We start from the raw sequence: 15,103 nt of genomic DNA on the forward strand, positions 1-15,103 counted from the left end.
CGACCTGCCAGACTCCCGGTCGTGAGCATCGAGGTGACCCCCTACGACCTGACCGACACCGAGCGCCGCCAGATCCCTCTCCCTCAACGACCCGAGCCGCTGATGCTGCCGATCCATGTCGGTGTCGTGATGGACGGCAACCGGCGCTGGGCGAAGAAGGCAGGTTTCGCGAACCCGGGTGCCGGCCATGACGTAGGTGCCGACCATGTCGAGGACCTGCTGGGCTGGTGCACGAGCTGGAGGATCGACCACCTCACCTCGTACGTCCTCTCCGCCGACAACATCCGGAAGCGACCGAGGTCGCAGGTCGACCACCTGTTCGGCATCCTGGCCGACAAGCTCCCGCAGACCGTCGTACGCAGCGAACGCTGGGCCCTCCACGTCTCCGGCGACCTCTCCCTGCTGCCCACGGCCGCCGCCGATGCCCTGCGCGCGGCCGAGCAGGAGACCGCCGACCGGCCTGCCCACCTGACGATGGCGATCGGCTACGACCCGCACGGCGACATCGTCGAAGGTATCCGCCGTGCGATCGCCGCGGGCGCCACCGACATCGACGAGCAGACCATCACCGCGGCGCTGCCCGGTGGCCCGGTCAAGGAGATCGACCTCGTCATCCGCACCAGCGGCGAGCAGCGCCTCTCCGGCTTCTTCCCCTGGCAGACCTCGAACGCCGAGATCGTCGTCAGTGAGAAGCTCTGGCCGGATTTCACCGAGACGGATTTCGCCGAGGCCCTGAGCCGCTACGCCGAACGACGGTCGGCAGTCCGGTAGTCCCGCTCAGAGCGAGCCGGATGCAACAACCGCGCATGTGCGGGGAAGTGGAGAGCCCAGGCTGCCGCTGTGAAGCCAGAACCCCGCAGATGCACGGTTCTGGCAGAGTTGGCGTGTGGCGAGCGCGATCATCTTCGACCTCGACGACACGCTGGTGGACCAAGCTGGGGCGGCGCGGACGGCGGTGGTCGGGTGGGCGGCCGAGCACGGGATCACCGGAGATGTCGGGGCACGGTGGGAGGCGGTCTCCGGGCCGCACTACCAGCGCTACCAGCGTCGCGAGATCAGTTTCCAGGAGCAGCGGCGGGCGCGGACCCGCGAGTTCCTCGGGATCGAGGTGGACGATCGGGAGGCCGATGCGCTGTTCGCCGGGTATCTGGCGAGGTACGAGGCGCAGTGGGCCGCCTTCGACGATGCCGTGCCGACGCTACGCAGGGTGCGCGAAGCCGGGCTCCGAACGGTCGTCCTCACCAACGGCGACGACACGCACCAGCGCCTCAAGCTCGACCTGACGGGCTTGGCCGCGGAGATCGATCTGCTCGTCTCCACCTCGACGCTGCCGGCGAGCAAGCCCGACCCGCGGGCCTACCGGCTCACCTGCGAGCGCGCCGGCATCGCTCCCGGTGAGGCGCTGATGGTCGGCAACAGCCTCGCCCATGACGTACTCGGTCCGATCGAGGCCGGACTCGACGCCGTGCTCCTCGATCGGCACGACGCCCATCCCGAAGCCACGCCCCGGATCGGGACGCTCCACGACCTGCGCTGGTGAGGTGCAGTCAGAGCCGAAGGGCGTAGGCCGCCATCCGGTAGGCGACCGCGGCCCCCTCGGGGTCGTGCAGCGAGCTGTCGGCCAGGGCGGCCTCGGCGTGTGCGCGGATGCTGGCGGCGGGGTCGTCGGCGAGCAGGTCGGCACACAGGCCGGTGACCACGGCCTCGGAGTCGTGAGGGTCGAGCTCGTCGAGGACGTTGCCGAGATCGAGCAGCATCGCCGCCTCGGCGAAGATCTCCCGGAGGGTCTCCAGGCCGGCCTCGGTCCCGGGTCGCACCGCCGCGTCCTCGGCGAGGTCGAGGATGGGCCGGAGGCGGGGGTCGAGATCGCTCATCGCTCGAGCTCGTCGAGATTCAGGCCCATCGGCGACTGGCCGGGGATCTCGCCGGAGGCGACGACGGCCTTGGTCAGCGGCCGCAACAGCGTGATGAGCTCGTCGATCTCGTCCGGCTCCAGCACGGCGTACGCCGTGGCGGCAAGCGCATCGGTCGTCGACTCGATCCCGGCCTTGGTCTCCCGGCCGGCGTCGGTGAGCGAACCGCCGTCGTCGGTGACGAGCCCGCGGGAGCGCAGACCGGAGACGAGGGAGTCCCACTCGGTCTCGTGGATGTTGCGGGAGGTGGCGTAGACCGAGGGCGAGGCGCCCGTGGCGACGGCGTGGAAGACGTGCGACTCGCGGCCGCCGATACCGGCGGCGAGGAGGGTGGCGACGTGGCCGTCGCCACGGTGCTCCCGCAGCAGCGTCGCCGCGTCCCACAGAAGGGTCAGGGGGTCGTCGGCGGCGGGGAGCGAGCGCAGCGCGGCGTAGAGGGCCCGGCCCTCCATCGGGGCGCCGAGCGCGGCTCGCGAGGCGAGCGAGGCCGCCCGGGCCAGATCCTCGGAGTCGGCGAGGTCGCCGAGGTGGCGGCGGAGTGCGGCGACGGCACCGGAGCGCCGGGCGTCGTGCGCGGCCTCGGGTGGTGCGAACGTCCAGGCGTCCGGAAGCGCTCGGGAGACGTGCGAGAAGGCGAAGTTGTAGAAGACCGCGTGCACGACCTCCGCGGGGACCGCCCCCAGCGGAGCCGACCGGGCGGCGAAGTAGCCCATCCAGTAGCCGCGGTAGCCGGTCTCCTTGAGCAGGGCGATCGGCTCGGGTGAGAAGTAACCCACCGCATGGATCGGCTCGAGCAGCTTCCACAGGCGACGCGCGTTCGGCTCCATGCCCAGCGACGTTATCGGCCCGCGACCCAGAGGCCGAGCGATTTGGCACGGCGGGCGGACTGCATAACAAGATGACATGGCGGATACGATTTCCGTACCCCCGAAAACGTCGAGGCCCGGCAGCCGGCCGGGCTCGCATCCGAGCAGAGAGCATTCATCGTGGCAAAGCCGCCAGCATCCACCCTTGACCTCGTCGTCTCCCTCGCCAAGCGGCGCGGGTTCGTCTTCCCCAGCGGCGAGATCTACGGCGGCACCCGGAGTGCCTGGGACTACGGCCCCCTCGGCGTCGAGCTCAAGGAGAACATCAAGCGCCAGTGGTGGAAGGCGATGGTCCAGCAGCGCGACGACGTCGTCGGTCTCGACTCGAGCATCATCCTGCCGCGCCAGACCTGGGTCGCCTCGGGTCACGTGGAGACCTTCAACGACCCGCTGGTCGAGTGCCAGAGCTGCCACAAGCGCTACCGCTTCGACCACCTCCAGGAGGAGTACGCGGAGAAGAAGGGCATCGAGGACCCCGACACCGTCGTCATCAACGAGGTCGTCGCCTGCCCGAACTGCGGCACCCGTGGCGCCTGGACCGAGCCGCGCGAGTTCTCCGGCATGCTCAAGACCCACCTCGGTGTCCTCGAGGACGAGTCGGGCCTGCACTACCTGCGTCCCGAGACCGCGCAGGGCATCTTCGTCAACTTCGCCAACGTGGTCACCAGCACCCGCCAGAAGCCCCCGTTCGGCATCGCGCAGACCGGCAAGAGCTTCCGCAACGAGATCACCCCGGGCAACTTCATCTTCCGCACCCGTGAGTTCGAGCAGATGGAGATGGAGTTCTTCGTCAAGCCGGGTGAGGACGAGGAGTGGCACCAGTACTGGATCGACGAGCGCACCCGGTGGTACACCGACCTCGGCATCAACCCCGACAACCTGCGCCACTACGAGCACGCCCAGGAGAAGCTGAGCCACTACTCCAAGCGCACCGTCGACATCGAGTACCGGTTCAACTTCCCCGGTAGCGAGTGGGGTGAGCTCGAGGGCGTCGCCAACCGCACCGACTTCGACCTCGGCACCCACATGAAGCACTCGGGCCAGGACCTGCAGTACTTCGACCAGGCCAACAACGAGCGCTACCTGCCCTACGTCATCGAGCCCGCGGCCGGTCTGACCCGCGCGCTGATGACCTTCCTCGTCGACGCGTACGCCGAGGAGGAGGCCCCCAACGCCAAGGGCGGTGTCGACAAGCGGGTCGTGCTCCGTCTCGACCACCGGGTCGCGCCGGTCAAGATCGCCGTGCTCCCGCTCTCCCGCAACGAGGCACTCAGCCCGAAGGCGAAGGCGCTCTCGGCCGAGCTGCGCGCCAACTGGGCCGTCGACTTCGACGACTCCCAGTCGATCGGCAAGCGCTACCGCCGCCAGGACGAGATCGGTACGCCGTACTGCGTCACCGTCGACTTCGACACCCTCGAGGACAACGCGGTCACCATCCGCGAGCGCGACACGATGAAGCAGGAGCGCATCCCGCTCGAGGGCGTGAGCCGCTACTTCGCCGAGCGTCTGATCGGCGCCTGAGCCACACCGTTACCGCGTCGTAAACCTTGCAGGGGGCGTCCTGCCGCACGATCTCGAGAAGCGTGCGGCAGGATGTCCCCATGCAACGAGCGGGGTCCGTACTCGCCGCATCCGTCACGGGTGCGGTCATCGCCATGTCACTGATGGGGTGCAGTGGCACCGCGCCGAGGACGAACGCGCCCAAGCCGTCAGAGAGCGCATCGGCCTCGACCTCCGCTTCGCCGTCCGCGTCTGCCTCGCCCTCCGCCGGCGCGCTCACCGAGCCCGGTGCCGACCGCAGGCTGGGTGAGACCGCGACCGTCGAGTGGGCGCCCAAGGACGGCGTCGACGGCAAGCTCTCGATCACCGTCGACAAGCTCGAGTCGACCTCCTTCAAGCAGACCTTCTCCGGTTGGAAGCTCGACGAGGCGACGCTGTCGCGCGCTCCCTACTTCGTACGCGCCACCATCAAGAACGACGGCAAGACCGATCTCGGTGGCTACGACGCTCCGCTGTGGGGCCTCGACGGCGAGGGCAACCTGGTCGAGGCGGCCGCGTTCAAGGAGCCGTTCAAGCCCTGCGACGGCAAGACGTTCCCCAAGCCGTTCGCGCCCGGCACGAGCGTCAAGACCTGCCTGGTCATGCTCGTCCCCGACCAGGGCAAGCTCGTCGGCGTGAGCTTCCGGCCCTACGAGGAGTTCGACCCGATCACCTGGGAGAGCGACCCGACGCCGTACGCACCGCCCAAGCCCTCCGGCTCTCCCTCCGCCTCGCCGACCTCCTAGAATTTCGTACGCTTCGGGGTTGGCCGGACAATGGAAGGCATGTCCCTTCCCGGCCCCCTCAAGCTCGGCAGCCTGACCGTCGACACCCCTGTGGTGCTCGCGCCGATGGCGGGCGTCACCAACGCCGCCTTCCGGCGCCTGTGCGCCGAGCAGGGTGCGGGTCTCTACGTCTGCGAGATGATCACCTCGCGCGGCCTGGTCGAGGGTGACCAGCACACCAAGGACATGCTCGTCTTTGACGAGGCCGAGACCGTACGCAGCGTGCAGCTCTACGGCACCGACCCGGTCTATGTCGGCAAGGCGACCGAGATCCTCTGCGCCGACTACGGGGTGGCGCACGTCGACCTCAACTTCGGCTGCCCGGTGCCCAAGGTGACCCGCAAGGGCGGCGGGGGAGCGCTGCCCTACAAGCGCGGTCTGCTCGGCGAGATCCTGGAGAACGCCGTCCGCGCGGCGGAGCCCTACGACGTACCGGTGACGATGAAGACCCGCAAGGGCATCGACGACGCCCACCTGACCTACATGGACGCCGGCCGGATCGCCCAGGAGAGCGGCGCCGCCGCGATCGCGCTGCACGGACGTACGGTCGCCCAGGCCTACTCCGGCACCGCCGACTGGGACGCCATCGCCGAGCTCAAGGCCTCGGTCGACATCCCGGTGCTCGGCAACGGCGACATCTGGGAGGCGGCCGACGCGATCAGGATGGTCGAGGAGACCGGCGTCGACGGTGTCGTCATCGGCCGCGGCTGCCTGGGTCGCCCCTGGCTCTTCCGGGACCTGGTCGCCGCTTTTGCCGGTGAGACGGTCAACGTCCTGCCGAATCTGGGCGAAGTGACCGACATCATGCGGCGCCACGCCGAGCTGCTCTGCGAGCACATGGGCGAGGAGCGCGGTTGCAAGGAGATCCGCAAGCACATCGCGTGGTACCTCAAGGGCTTCGGCGCCGGTGGTGAGCTGCGTCGGACCCTCGGCCTGGTGAACAGCCTCCATGACCTCGACGAGATGCTCGCCAAGCTCGACCGGAACGAGCCTTTCCCCTCGTCACAGCTGGGTGCACCGCGTGGGCGCCAGGGTGCGCCGCGCGACAAGGTCGTCCTTCCGGAGGGGTGGCTCGACGACGCCGACGGGCGTGGCTGCGGGTTCGCGGAGAACGTGTCGGAGACCTCCGGCGGCTGAGGTGCCGGGGCTCGTTCTGACGGGTCTCGAGGGCCGTTTCGAGGCTTCGGAATCAGTCGCTCGACAGGTACAAAACTACGCAAAAACTCGGTAAGGGAATTGGAATACCCCCTGTCGTGTGTGCTGTACTCATTGCCGTGCCGAGCCCCCACCAGCACAACCCTCGACGGGTTTCATCCGTTGAAACCGTGGGAAAACTCGGGCACAGACCATGTAGTCGAGCAAAGGATTGCGTGTGGCCGGCAGCCACAGAGGCGACACTCGGGCCGTCCGTAAGACCAAATCAATAGTTGCCAGCGCAGGGGTCGCGGTTCTCGCGACAGGCGTCGCAGTCGGCGCCGGAGCCGCATTCGCGGAGCCAACCACCCTGATCGCCAAGAACGCAGGCGCTTCCCTCTCCTCGACCAAGGCCAACGTGCCGAGCACCCGTGACGACGCGCGCGTCGCCGGGGACCGTCGCGAGACCGTCGTCAGCCGTGACGGAGGCGACCGCGAGTCGGTCTCCTCGGTCGAGGAGCTGACCAAGGGCCCCGAGCAGGTCGAGACCGGCACCGCCAAGGCGGTCAAGCGCTGGACCGAGGAGACGCTCAACCTCTGGTCCGCCTACGGCAAGCACGCAGCCCAGAACGGCGAGGTCGAGGCCGGCGAGCTGGTCTACGCGACCGGTCGCACCGAGTCCGGCCGCGACGAGATCATCGTCGATGGCGAGGTCGCCTGGGTGACCACCGGCAACCTCAGCGACGAGAAGCCCGAGACCACCGGTGTCGCGGCTGGCGTCAGCGGTGCCGCCTGTGGTGATTCCTCGGTCGAGAGCGGCTTGGTCGCCGACGCGGTCACCGTCTACCGCGCGGTCTGCAACGCCTTCCCGGAGGTCGCCTCGATGACCGTCGGCGGCTGGGACGCCCATGGTGAGCACACCTCGGGCAAGGCGCTCGACTTCATGACCGGTGACAAGGCGCTCGGCGACTCGATCGCCGCCTACCTGCAGCAGCACGCCGCGGAGCTCAACCTCTACGACATCATCTGGTATCAGCGGATCTGGACGCCGGTGCGTGCCTCGGAGGGCTGGCGCTATATGGAGGACCGCGGGTCCACCACCGCCAACCACTACGACCACGTCCACGTCTCGACCAACTGACGCGACTGGCCTCGACAACAGGTCGGCCCGGGCTCTCGAAGCCCGGGCCGACCTGCGTTTTTGGGTGGCCCGGACGATCAACAACTTCGCAAAGTCTCCGGATCACAGTGGGATACCCCCGCAGGTGTGTGGTTGACTCAGGCGCTGTGCCCGGGCTCACGACCCAGCTTCAGCGGACGTGGCGAAGGGTGTTCTCGGGCGATACCCCCACGTTGTCGAGCGAAGGATTGCACAGTGGCCACCAGCCACAGAGGCGATTATCGAGCTGTCCGTAGAACAAAGAATGCCGTGGCGACCGCCGGGATCGTCACGTTCGCGACCAGCGGTGCGATAGCCGCCGGTGCGGCCGCGGCGAACCCCGGCGTCGTCATCTCCGAGGTGGAGGAGAAGTCCGGCCTCCGGTTGCCGTCGCCGGTCGATCGGCGCATCGAGGCCGAGGTCAAGGCGACTGCGAAGGTCCCGGCGCTGCCGACGACCCCGGAGGACACCCGGATGTCGAGCGACCGTCGCGAGGTCACCGGCCGGGAGACGACGGTCAGCCGCAGCGGCGAGCGTGGGGGAGATGCGGCGACCAGCGCGCTGAGCGAGGTCGCGACCATCGAGTCGCTGATCGAGCGGCCGACGTCGGTCAGCGGCGGTGCGCAGAAGGCGGTGCTGCGCTACGTCCAGGACGACGTCACCGTCTACGCCTCCTACGGGAAGCGTGCCAAGGAGCTCGGCGAGCTGAAGCTCGGGCGCGCGGTCTACTACACCGGCCGCGACGAGGGTGGCCGTCAGGAGATCGTCCTGGAGGGCAACCCGGTGTGGATCCCCGAGGGCAACCTCGGCAAGACCAAGCCCGAACCTCCGCCCGAGCCCACTCCCACGCCGACCCCGACGCCTTCCCCGACGCCGTCCGAGGACGCCCCGGCGGGACTGGACTTCTCCGCCTGCGGTGACTCCTCGGTCGAGGACGGCCTCGTCTCCGACGCGGTCGACCTCTACCGCGCCGTCTGCAACGCGTTCCCTGCGGTCGCCTCCGGCACGACCTACGGCTACGACCCGCACGGCGAGCACATCGACGGCAAGGCGCTCGACTTCATGACCGACGACAAGGAGCTCGGCGACGCCATCGCTGCCTTCGTCCAGGAGCACGCCGCGGCGCTGAACATCTACGACATCATCTGGTACCAACGCATCTGGACCCCGGTCCGAGCCGACGAGGGCTGGCGTGCCATGGAGGATCGCGGCGACCCCACGGCCAACCACTACGACCACGTGCACGTGGCCGTCAACTGAATCGCCGAGTCGGCTCGTCCTGACCGAGTACGCCGCCGAGTCGGCGCGTCAGGACGCGCCGACTCGGCGGGGGTTTGGGTCAGTTCGAGCCGACTCGGTAGGGCCTGCGGCTCAGAGGACCGCGCCTCGTGGCGCGACTTCGACGGTGGAGACCCCGCGCGCGTACAACAGCAGCAGCCGCTCGCCGTGCCTGCAGCGGATGACCCCGGTATCGCTCGACAGCACGGCGGCGAGGTGGTCGATCGTCTCGGCCTCACTCGACGTCTCGGCGTCGTCGTAGATGACGTCCAAGCTGTCACCGCCGATGAGCCGTACGCGAAGGACGATGCCGGCCATGGTCACAGGCCGATCTCTCGCGACGTCGACATGATGTCCGCCTCTCGACCGGCACAAGAGGTGTCCGAATGGAGCCTCATCCCCGGTCAGTCACCCCAAATCTACGCCGAGTCGCCAAGGCGAGATCAGACCAGCGCGCTCAGCGGCGTCGGCTTGCGGCCGCCGACCTGCTCGACGACGTCGGTGACGGTGGCGAGCTTGCCGAGCCGGGTCGCGGTGCCGAACGAGGTGAGCAGCGGGGCGATGAAGTCCGGGAGCCCGGCGGAGACCAGGCCGGCGGTGTAGGCCTCGTCGTCGACCCGGACGACCTCGACCGGCTTGGCGGACTTCTGGGTGGCGAGCTCGGCCAGATCGGCGGCGGTGTAGGCGTGCGGGCCGGTCACGTCGTACGCCTTGCCCTCGTGTCCCTCGCCCGTCAGGACCCCGGCGGCGACGGCCGCGCAGTCGGCACGGGTGACGTAGGCCGCGCCGCCGTCGCCGATGTTGGTGACCAGCTGCCCGGTCGCGGCGGCCTGGGCGACGGAGTCGACCTGCATGTCGGCGTAGAGGTTGTTGCGCAGCATGGTCCAGGCCAGGCCGCTCTCGCGCAGCGCGTCCTCGGTGGCGGCATGGTCGGGGACGACGTCGGCGGGGTTGTCCGCGGTCGGCTCGGGCACCGAGGTGTAGGCGACGTGGCGCACGCCCGCCTTGACGGCGGCGTCGATGGCAGCCCGATGGCCCTCGACCCGGGCGCCGACGACGTCGGTCGAGATGAGCAGCAGGCGCTCGACGCCGGCGAAGGCGTCGACGAGCTCCTCGGGCTTGCCGAAGTCGGCGGCGCGGACGTCGGCGCCACGCTCGGCGTAGTCGGCGAGCTTGGCCGGGTCGCGGGTGAGGAGGACGAGCTCGGCGGGGTCGACGGTGGTGAGGAGCTGGTCGGCGACGAGGCGACCGAGCTGCCCGGAGGCGCCGGTGATGGCGATGGTCATGGAGAGTCCCTATCTGTAGTCACAGCGATGACGGTTCTTTAAATGTAGTCATAGCGATGGCAATAAGGCAAGATAGGAGCATGGCCACGCCGACGAACACCCGTTTCGCGGTGGCCGTGCATGTCCTGACCTACCTCGCCTCGAGCGCTGCGGTAGGCCGCACGACCCCGGTCAGCTCTGATGAGCTCGCTGGCAGCACCGACGTCAACCCCGTCCACGTACGCAAGGTCCTCGGGCCGCTCCGCACGGCGGGCCTGGTCCGATCGCGTCCTGGCGCCCACGGGGGATGGGAGCTGGACGCGGAGCCCGGGACGGTCAACCTCGCCCAGGTGTGGCAGGTGCTGCAGGGGGACGACCCGGTCCTCGGCATCCACGGGCCCAACCCCGCCTGCCCCGTCGGGGCCAGCATCCAGGGGGTCCTGACCGACCTCGACCGCCGCGTCGCCAAGGCCGTCCTGGCCGAGCTCGAGGGCATCTCGCTCAGCGACGTGCTCGACGAGTCCGGTTTCGACCCGGCGGACTACGCCGGGCTTCTGCCCTGAGTTCGGGCAGCGATAGCCTCTCGGCTGTGGAGCTATATGGGGCCGCCGACCGCGAGCGGATCGTCGCCGAGCCGCCCAAGCGGGTGGCCGCGCCGGAGCGTACCCAGTTCGAGCGTGACCGCGCCCGCGTGGTGCATGCCGCCTCGACCCGTCGGCTGGCGGCCAAGACCCAGGTCGTGGGGCCGCAGGCCGACGACTTCGTACGCAACCGGCTGACCCACTCGCTCGAGGTCGCCCAGGTCGCGCGGGACCTGTCTCGTGCCCTGAACGGGCCGGACTCGCCGCAGCCCGACATCGCCGAGACCGCGGCCCTCGCGCACGACCTCGGGCACCCGCCGTTCGGGCACAACGGCGAGAACGTGCTCGCCGAGCAGGCGAAGGGCATCGGTGGGTTCGAGGGCAACGCCCAGACGCTGCGGATCCTGACCCGGCTCGAGGCGAAGACCTTCGACGCCGCCGGGCGCTCGGTCGGGCTCAACCTGACCCGGGCGACGCTGGACGCCTGCACGAAGTACCCGTGGGGCTTCGGTGAGCGGAAGGGCGCGAAGTTCGGGGTCTACGAGGACGACCTGCCCGTCTTCACCTGGCTGCGCGCCACCGACGCCGGACAGCGGCAGTGCGTCGAGGCGCAGATCATGGACCTCTCCGACGACGTCGCCTACTCCGTCCATGACGTCGAGGACGGCATCGTCGCCGGCAAGATCGACCTCGCCCGCCTCGACCTCGACGGCGTCGCCGCGACCGTGGCCGACTGGTACGTCCCGGGCTTCGACCGCGCGCTCGCGGTCTCGACCATCGCCGACCTGAGTGCCGCCGGCTGCTGGGTTCCCGAGGGCGCCGCGTACGACGCCTCTCGTCGGTCCCGGGCCATGCTCAAGAACCTGACCTCCGACGTCATCGGCCGGTTCTGCGGGGCGGTGCGGGAGGCGACGTACGCCGCCGGCGGCGGTCCCTACGTCCGCTACGGCGCTGACCTGGTGGTGCCCGAGCAGACCCGCCTGGAGATCGCGCTGCTGAAGGGGATCGCGGCGCACTATGTGATGCGCACCGACGAGCGGGCCGTGAAGATGGACCGCCAGCGCAACCTGCTCGGCGAGCTTCTCGAGCACCTCGTCTCCACCGGGCCGGACGATCTCGACCGGCAGTTCGCCGACGACTGGCACGCCGCGGCCGACGACTCCGCCCGGCTCCGCGTCGTGATCGACCAGGTCGCCTCGCTGACCGACATCACCGCGCTGGCCTGGCACGAACGGCTCTGCCGGCGCGCCTGAGCACCCTTGTGGGCGCGACATTTAAGCGCTACCTTAAATGTCGTGACTGATGCCTGGTACGCCGTCTCCGACTCCACCCGTCGCCAGATCCTGGCCCGGGTGGCCGCCGGGCCGTGCTCGGTGGGGGAGATCACCGATGCCCTGCCGGTGAGCATGGCGGCGGTGTCCCAGCACCTCAAGATCCTGCGCGAGGCCGGGCTGGTGTCGATGACCCCGGCCGGCCGGCGCCGGATCTACCAGGCCCGGCTCGAGGGCCTGGCCGAGCTGCGCGCCGAGCTGGAGACCTACTGGGCCCAGGCGTTGCAATCGTTCAAGCAGGTGGCTGAGGACAGCTACCGGGCAGCGAAGGAGCAGCCATGAGCACCACCCGCGAAAAGACCTCCGTAGACCTGGAGATCACCGTCGACGTACCGGTCGAGCACGCCTTCAAGGTGTTCACCGAGGACTTCGACCGGATCAAGCCGCGCGAGCACAACCTGCTTCCCGTCGAGATCGCCGAGACGGTGCTGGAGCCTCACGTGGGCGGCCGCGTCTACGACCGAGGCGTCGACGGCAGCACCTGTCAGTGGGCGCGCGTCCTCGCCGCCGATCCGCCCCACCGGCTGGTGATCTCCTGGGACATCACCCCCGACTTCCGGCTCGAGCCCGATCCGGCGCGGTGCAGCGAGGTCGAGTTCACCTTCACCTCGGTGGGCGCGGAGAAGACCCGCGTACGCCTCGAGCACCGGCATCTCGACCGGCACGGCGCCGGGTGGCAGGGCTGGCGTGACCAGGCGGCCGGAGCGGATGCCTGGGGGATCTACCTGGAGCGCTTCCGGGATCTCGCGCAGGCGTGATCGGGGTGGACCGCACCGCGCTCGCGACGGCCGAGCGGAAGGATCTCGCCGGGCCGGGTCTGGCGACGCTGGAGAGCAGGGTGCAGCAAGCCCGTCCACAGGGCTAGGGAACGACGATCCAGAGCGCCGAGGCGATCACGAAGACCGAGAGGCCGAGGGTGGTCTCCAGGACCGTCCAGGTCTTCAGGGTGGTGATGACGTCCATCCCGAAGAAGCGGCTGACCAGCCAGAACCCGGAGTCGTTGACGTGCGAGAGGACGGTCGCGCCGGCAGCGATGGCGAAGACGAGCAGGGCGATGTCGAAGTTGCCCAGGCCCGCGGCAGCGACCTGGGTGGAGATCAGGCCGGCGGTGGTGGTCAGGGCGACGGTCGCGGAGCCCTGGGCGACCCGGAGCAGGGTCGAGATCAGGAACGCCTGCACGATGAGCGAGAGCCCGAGCCCGGAGAGCGAGGTGGACAGCGCCTCCCCGATACCGCTGATGCGCAGCACGCCGCCGAACATCCCGCCGGCGCCGGTGATCAGGATGATCGCGCAGATCGGGCCGAGCGCCTTGTCGAGGATGTCGCTCGCCCGGCCGATGGGGAACCGGCCGGGGGAGAGCACGAAGATCGCGACGAGCACGGTGATCAACAGCGCGATCGGGGTCTGGCCGATGAGGATCATTGCGCTGGCCCAGGTGGCGTCCTCGCTGACCGTCCCGGCGGCGATCAGCGTGCTGACGATCGTGTTGAGGCCGATCAGGACGAGGGGCAGAGCCAGCAGCAGCACGACGGTGGCGAACGGCGGGGGAGCGGCCCCGCTCTCCGAGGCGTCCGCATCATCGTTCGCGAAGATGTTGGCCGGCTCCGGGTTGTAGCGGGCGCCGAGCCTGGTGCCGACGAGGTAGGCGCCGGGGTACCAGGCCAGGACGGCGACCGGCACGCCGATCAGGAGGGTGAGACCGATGTCGCCGCCGAGCTCCGTGGCCGCGGCGACCGGGCCCGGGTGGGGCGGCACGACCGCGTGCATCGCCGCGAAGCTGCCGGCGGTGGGCAGGGCGTAGATGAGGATCGAGCCGCCGAAGCGGCGAGCGACCGCGAAGATGATCGGCAGGAAGACGACCAGGCCGGCATCGAAGAAGATCGGGAACCCGAAGATCAGCGCGGCGACGCCGAGCGCGAGCGGTGCGCGCTTCTCGCCGAACGCGCCGATGAGCGTGTCGGCGAGCACCTGCGCGCCGCCGGTCACCTCCAGCAGCCGTCCGAGCATCACGCCGAACGCCACCAGCAGCGCCACCGAGCCGATCGTGGCGCTGAAGCCTGCCAGCATCGCCGCGGGTACGTCGGCGACCGGGATGCCGGCCGCGACCGCGGTGACCGCGCTGACCAGCACCAGCGAGATGAAGGGGTGCAGCTTGACCTTGGCGATCAGGACGAGGAGGACGGCGACCGCGACAGCGGCGATCAGGAGCATCACCCAGGTGGGGTGAGCGGGTGCCAGCGGTTCCATGGCGGTCACCCTAACGGCGATGTGATCCAAGTCACGCCCACCGGGGTATGAGAGTCTCGCCGTGTGAGCGATCCCCTCGTCTGGCTGCCGTTCGACCCGTCCGAGCTGGGCGAGGTGCCCGCAGGTCTCCGCTTCGAGCTCTTCGACCACACCCGCTTCACCGGCGGCGAGGTGAAGGTGCCGGACTCGGTGGGTGAGGTGGCCTTCTACCTGCCGCCCTACATGCTCGGCTCGCGCATCTTCGACGTCGTCAGCCAGATGACCTCGCTCCAGGTGGTGCAGCTGCTCACCGCCGGGGTCGACGCCGCCCGCGGCCACATCCCCGCGGGGGTGACCCTCTGCAACGGCCGCGGCATCCACGACACCTCGACCGCCGAGCTCGCCGTCACGCTGATCCTGTCGTCGCTGCGGGGCATCCCGGGCCACGTACGCCATCAGGACGAGCACGCCTGGCGGCCCGGCTGGTTCCCGTCGCTGGCCGACAAGAGGGTCCTGATCGTCGGGTACGGAGCGATCGGCCGGGCCATCGAGGCGCGGCTGCTTCCGTTCGAGACCGAGGTGGTCGGGGTGGCACGGACCGCGCGGGAGGGTGTGCACGGCTTCGACGAGCTCGACACGCTCGTGCCCGAGGCCGACGTGATCGTGCTGGCCATGCCGCTCACCGACGAGACCCGCGGCCTGGTCGACCGGAAGCTCCTGGGACGGATGAAGGACGGCGCGCTGCTGGTCAACGTCGCCCGCGGTGGCGTGGTCGTCACCGACGACCTGGTCGCCGAGCTCGCCACCGAGCGGATCCACGCGGCGATCGACGTCGCCGAGACCGAGCCGCTCCCGGCGCAGAGCCCGCTGTGGAGCTCGCCCAACCTGCTCATCACCCCGCACGTCGGCGGGGCGTCGAGCGCGATGTGGCCCCGCGCCTACCGCGTCGTCCGCGAGCAGCTCGAGCGGTTCGCCGCCGGCGAGCCGCTCGCGAACGTGATGTCCCGCGCCTACTGACTCGGGGGA

17 protein-coding genes are annotated in these 15,103 nt (G+C 69.7%); 12 read left to right on the plus strand and 5 right to left on the minus strand.

What is annotated here, in order from left to right:
* The first annotated feature begins 21 nt into the window (after nt 1-21).
* The gene (gene uppS, locus BLT25_RS17815) at nt 22-771 is read left to right on the plus strand and encodes a polyprenyl diphosphate synthase (RefSeq protein ID WP_176884001.1); all 750 of its coding nucleotides are present in this window, start codon (nt 22-24) and stop codon (nt 769-771) included.
* A 115-nt stretch (nt 772-886) separates the two neighbouring features.
* Entirely contained in the window at nt 887-1,540 is a 654-nt protein-coding gene (locus BLT25_RS17820) for an HAD family hydrolase (protein ID WP_091048612.1), read from the plus strand.
* Nucleotides 1,541-1,547: 7 nt separating this feature from the next.
* Here BLT25_RS17820 and BLT25_RS17825 read toward each other — a convergent pair whose 3' ends face one another.
* Nucleotides 1,548-1,874: a hypothetical protein gene (locus tag BLT25_RS17825; RefSeq protein WP_091048615.1), complete on the minus strand. Its 327-nt coding sequence runs from the start codon at nt 1,872-1,874 to the stop codon at nt 1,548-1,550.
* A complete protein-coding gene (locus BLT25_RS17830) occupies nt 1,871-2,740 on the minus strand; it encodes an SCO6745 family protein (protein ID WP_218131395.1) in 870 nt (289 codons plus the stop codon). The genes BLT25_RS17825 and BLT25_RS17830 overlap by 4 nt, the downstream gene beginning before the upstream one ends.
* Before the next feature lie 159 nt (nt 2,741-2,899).
* Between BLT25_RS17830 and BLT25_RS17835 the strand changes: the two genes are divergently transcribed.
* The 5 genes from BLT25_RS17835 to BLT25_RS17855 all read left to right on the plus strand — a co-directional run bounded on the left by BLT25_RS17835 (nt 2,900) and on the right by BLT25_RS17855 (nt 8,656).
* Complete coding sequence (locus tag BLT25_RS17835) at nt 2,900-4,300, plus strand: glycine--tRNA ligase (RefSeq protein ID WP_091048619.1); 1,401 nt, start codon at nt 2,900-2,902, stop codon at nt 4,298-4,300.
* An 80-nt stretch (nt 4,301-4,380) separates the two neighbouring features.
* Entirely contained in the window at nt 4,381-5,064 is a 684-nt protein-coding gene (locus BLT25_RS17840) for a hypothetical protein (RefSeq protein WP_091048621.1), read from the plus strand.
* 39 nt (nt 5,065-5,103) lie between these two features.
* Entirely contained in the window at nt 5,104-6,240 is a 1,137-nt protein-coding gene (gene dusB / locus BLT25_RS17845) for a tRNA dihydrouridine synthase DusB (protein WP_091048623.1), read from the plus strand.
* 415 nt (nt 6,241-6,655) lie between these two features.
* Entirely contained in the window at nt 6,656-7,378 is a 723-nt protein-coding gene (locus tag BLT25_RS17850; RefSeq protein WP_256328652.1) for a VldE C-terminal domain-containing protein, read from the plus strand.
* A gap of 288 nt (nt 7,379-7,666) precedes the next feature.
* A complete protein-coding gene (locus BLT25_RS17855) occupies nt 7,667-8,656 on the plus strand; it encodes a VldE C-terminal domain-containing protein (protein WP_256328653.1) in 990 nt (329 codons plus the stop codon).
* Between the two features lie 111 nt (nt 8,657-8,767).
* Here the strand turns inward: BLT25_RS17855 and BLT25_RS17860 are convergent, their stop codons facing one another.
* Together BLT25_RS17860 and BLT25_RS17865 are read right to left on the minus strand one after the other, a co-directional pair.
* Nucleotides 8,768-8,992, minus strand: coding sequence for a hypothetical protein (locus BLT25_RS17860; protein ID WP_091048630.1), 225 nt, complete (start codon nt 8,990-8,992; stop codon nt 8,768-8,770).
* A gap of 125 nt (nt 8,993-9,117) precedes the next feature.
* Nucleotides 9,118-9,960: an SDR family oxidoreductase gene (locus BLT25_RS17865; RefSeq protein WP_091048632.1), complete on the minus strand. Its 843-nt coding sequence runs from the start codon at nt 9,958-9,960 to the stop codon at nt 9,118-9,120.
* Between the two features lie 80 nt (nt 9,961-10,040).
* On the opposite strand from BLT25_RS17865, the gene BLT25_RS17870 reads away from it, so the two are divergent.
* The 4 genes from BLT25_RS17870 to BLT25_RS17885 are packed head-to-tail and all read left to right on the plus strand — an operon-like array spanning nt 10,041 to nt 12,609.
* Entirely contained in the window at nt 10,041-10,502 is a 462-nt protein-coding gene (locus tag BLT25_RS17870) for an Rrf2 family transcriptional regulator (protein ID WP_091048634.1), read from the plus strand.
* A 26-nt stretch (nt 10,503-10,528) separates the two neighbouring features.
* A complete protein-coding gene (locus BLT25_RS17875; RefSeq protein WP_091048637.1) occupies nt 10,529-11,773 on the plus strand; it encodes a deoxyguanosinetriphosphate triphosphohydrolase in 1,245 nt (414 codons plus the stop codon).
* Nucleotides 11,774-11,815: 42 nt separating this feature from the next.
* A complete protein-coding gene (locus BLT25_RS17880; protein WP_091048640.1) occupies nt 11,816-12,133 on the plus strand; it encodes an ArsR/SmtB family transcription factor in 318 nt (105 codons plus the stop codon).
* Nucleotides 12,130-12,609, plus strand: a complete 480-nt coding sequence (locus BLT25_RS17885; RefSeq protein ID WP_091048641.1) for an SRPBCC family protein — start codon at nt 12,130-12,132, stop codon at nt 12,607-12,609. The genes BLT25_RS17880 and BLT25_RS17885 overlap by 4 nt, the downstream gene beginning before the upstream one ends.
* Before the next feature lie 103 nt (nt 12,610-12,712).
* On the opposite strand, the gene BLT25_RS17890 is transcribed toward BLT25_RS17885, so the two are convergent.
* The gene (locus BLT25_RS17890; RefSeq protein WP_091048644.1) at nt 12,713-14,098 is read right to left on the minus strand and encodes a GntP family permease; all 1,386 of its coding nucleotides are present in this window, start codon (nt 14,096-14,098) and stop codon (nt 12,713-12,715) included.
* Nucleotides 14,099-14,161: 63 nt separating this feature from the next.
* Here BLT25_RS17890 and BLT25_RS17895 point away from each other — a divergent pair, with 63 nt between their 5' ends.
* Nucleotides 14,162-15,094, plus strand: coding sequence for a 2-hydroxyacid dehydrogenase (locus BLT25_RS17895; RefSeq protein ID WP_091048646.1), 933 nt, complete (start codon nt 14,162-14,164; stop codon nt 15,092-15,094).
* Nucleotides 15,095-15,103 lie beyond the last annotated feature (9 nt).

The organism is Nocardioides sp. YR527 (genome assembly GCF_900101045.1).
Classification (GTDB): domain Bacteria; phylum Actinomycetota; class Actinomycetes; order Propionibacteriales; family Nocardioidaceae; genus Nocardioides.

Excerpts from the sequence above, each read along its gene's own strand:
- BLT25_RS17840 (WP_091048621.1), top strand. The coding sequence starts at position 4,381 with ATGCAACGAGCGGGGTCCGTACTCGCCGCATCCGTCACGGGTGCGGTC.
- BLT25_RS17885 (WP_091048641.1), top strand. The coding sequence starts at position 12,130 with ATGAGCACCACCCGCGAAAAGACCTCCGTAGACCTGGAGATCACCGTC.
- BLT25_RS17860 (WP_091048630.1), bottom strand. The coding sequence starts at position 8,992 with ATGGCCGGCATCGTCCTTCGCGTACGGCTCATCGGCGGTGACAGCTTG.
- BLT25_RS17825 (WP_091048615.1), bottom strand. The coding sequence starts at position 1,874 with ATGAGCGATCTCGACCCCCGCCTCCGGCCCATCCTCGACCTCGCCGAG.
- BLT25_RS17830 (WP_218131395.1), bottom strand. The coding sequence starts at position 2,740 with ATGGAGCCGAACGCGCGTCGCCTGTGGAAGCTGCTCGAGCCGATCCAT.
- dusB (WP_091048623.1), top strand. The coding sequence starts at position 5,104 with ATGTCCCTTCCCGGCCCCCTCAAGCTCGGCAGCCTGACCGTCGACACC.
- BLT25_RS17870 (WP_091048634.1), top strand. The coding sequence starts at position 10,041 with ATGGCCACGCCGACGAACACCCGTTTCGCGGTGGCCGTGCATGTCCTG.
- BLT25_RS17890 (WP_091048644.1), bottom strand. The coding sequence starts at position 14,098 with ATGGAACCGCTGGCACCCGCTCACCCCACCTGGGTGATGCTCCTGATC.
- BLT25_RS17865 (WP_091048632.1), bottom strand. The coding sequence starts at position 9,960 with ATGACCATCGCCATCACCGGCGCCTCCGGGCAGCTCGGTCGCCTCGTC.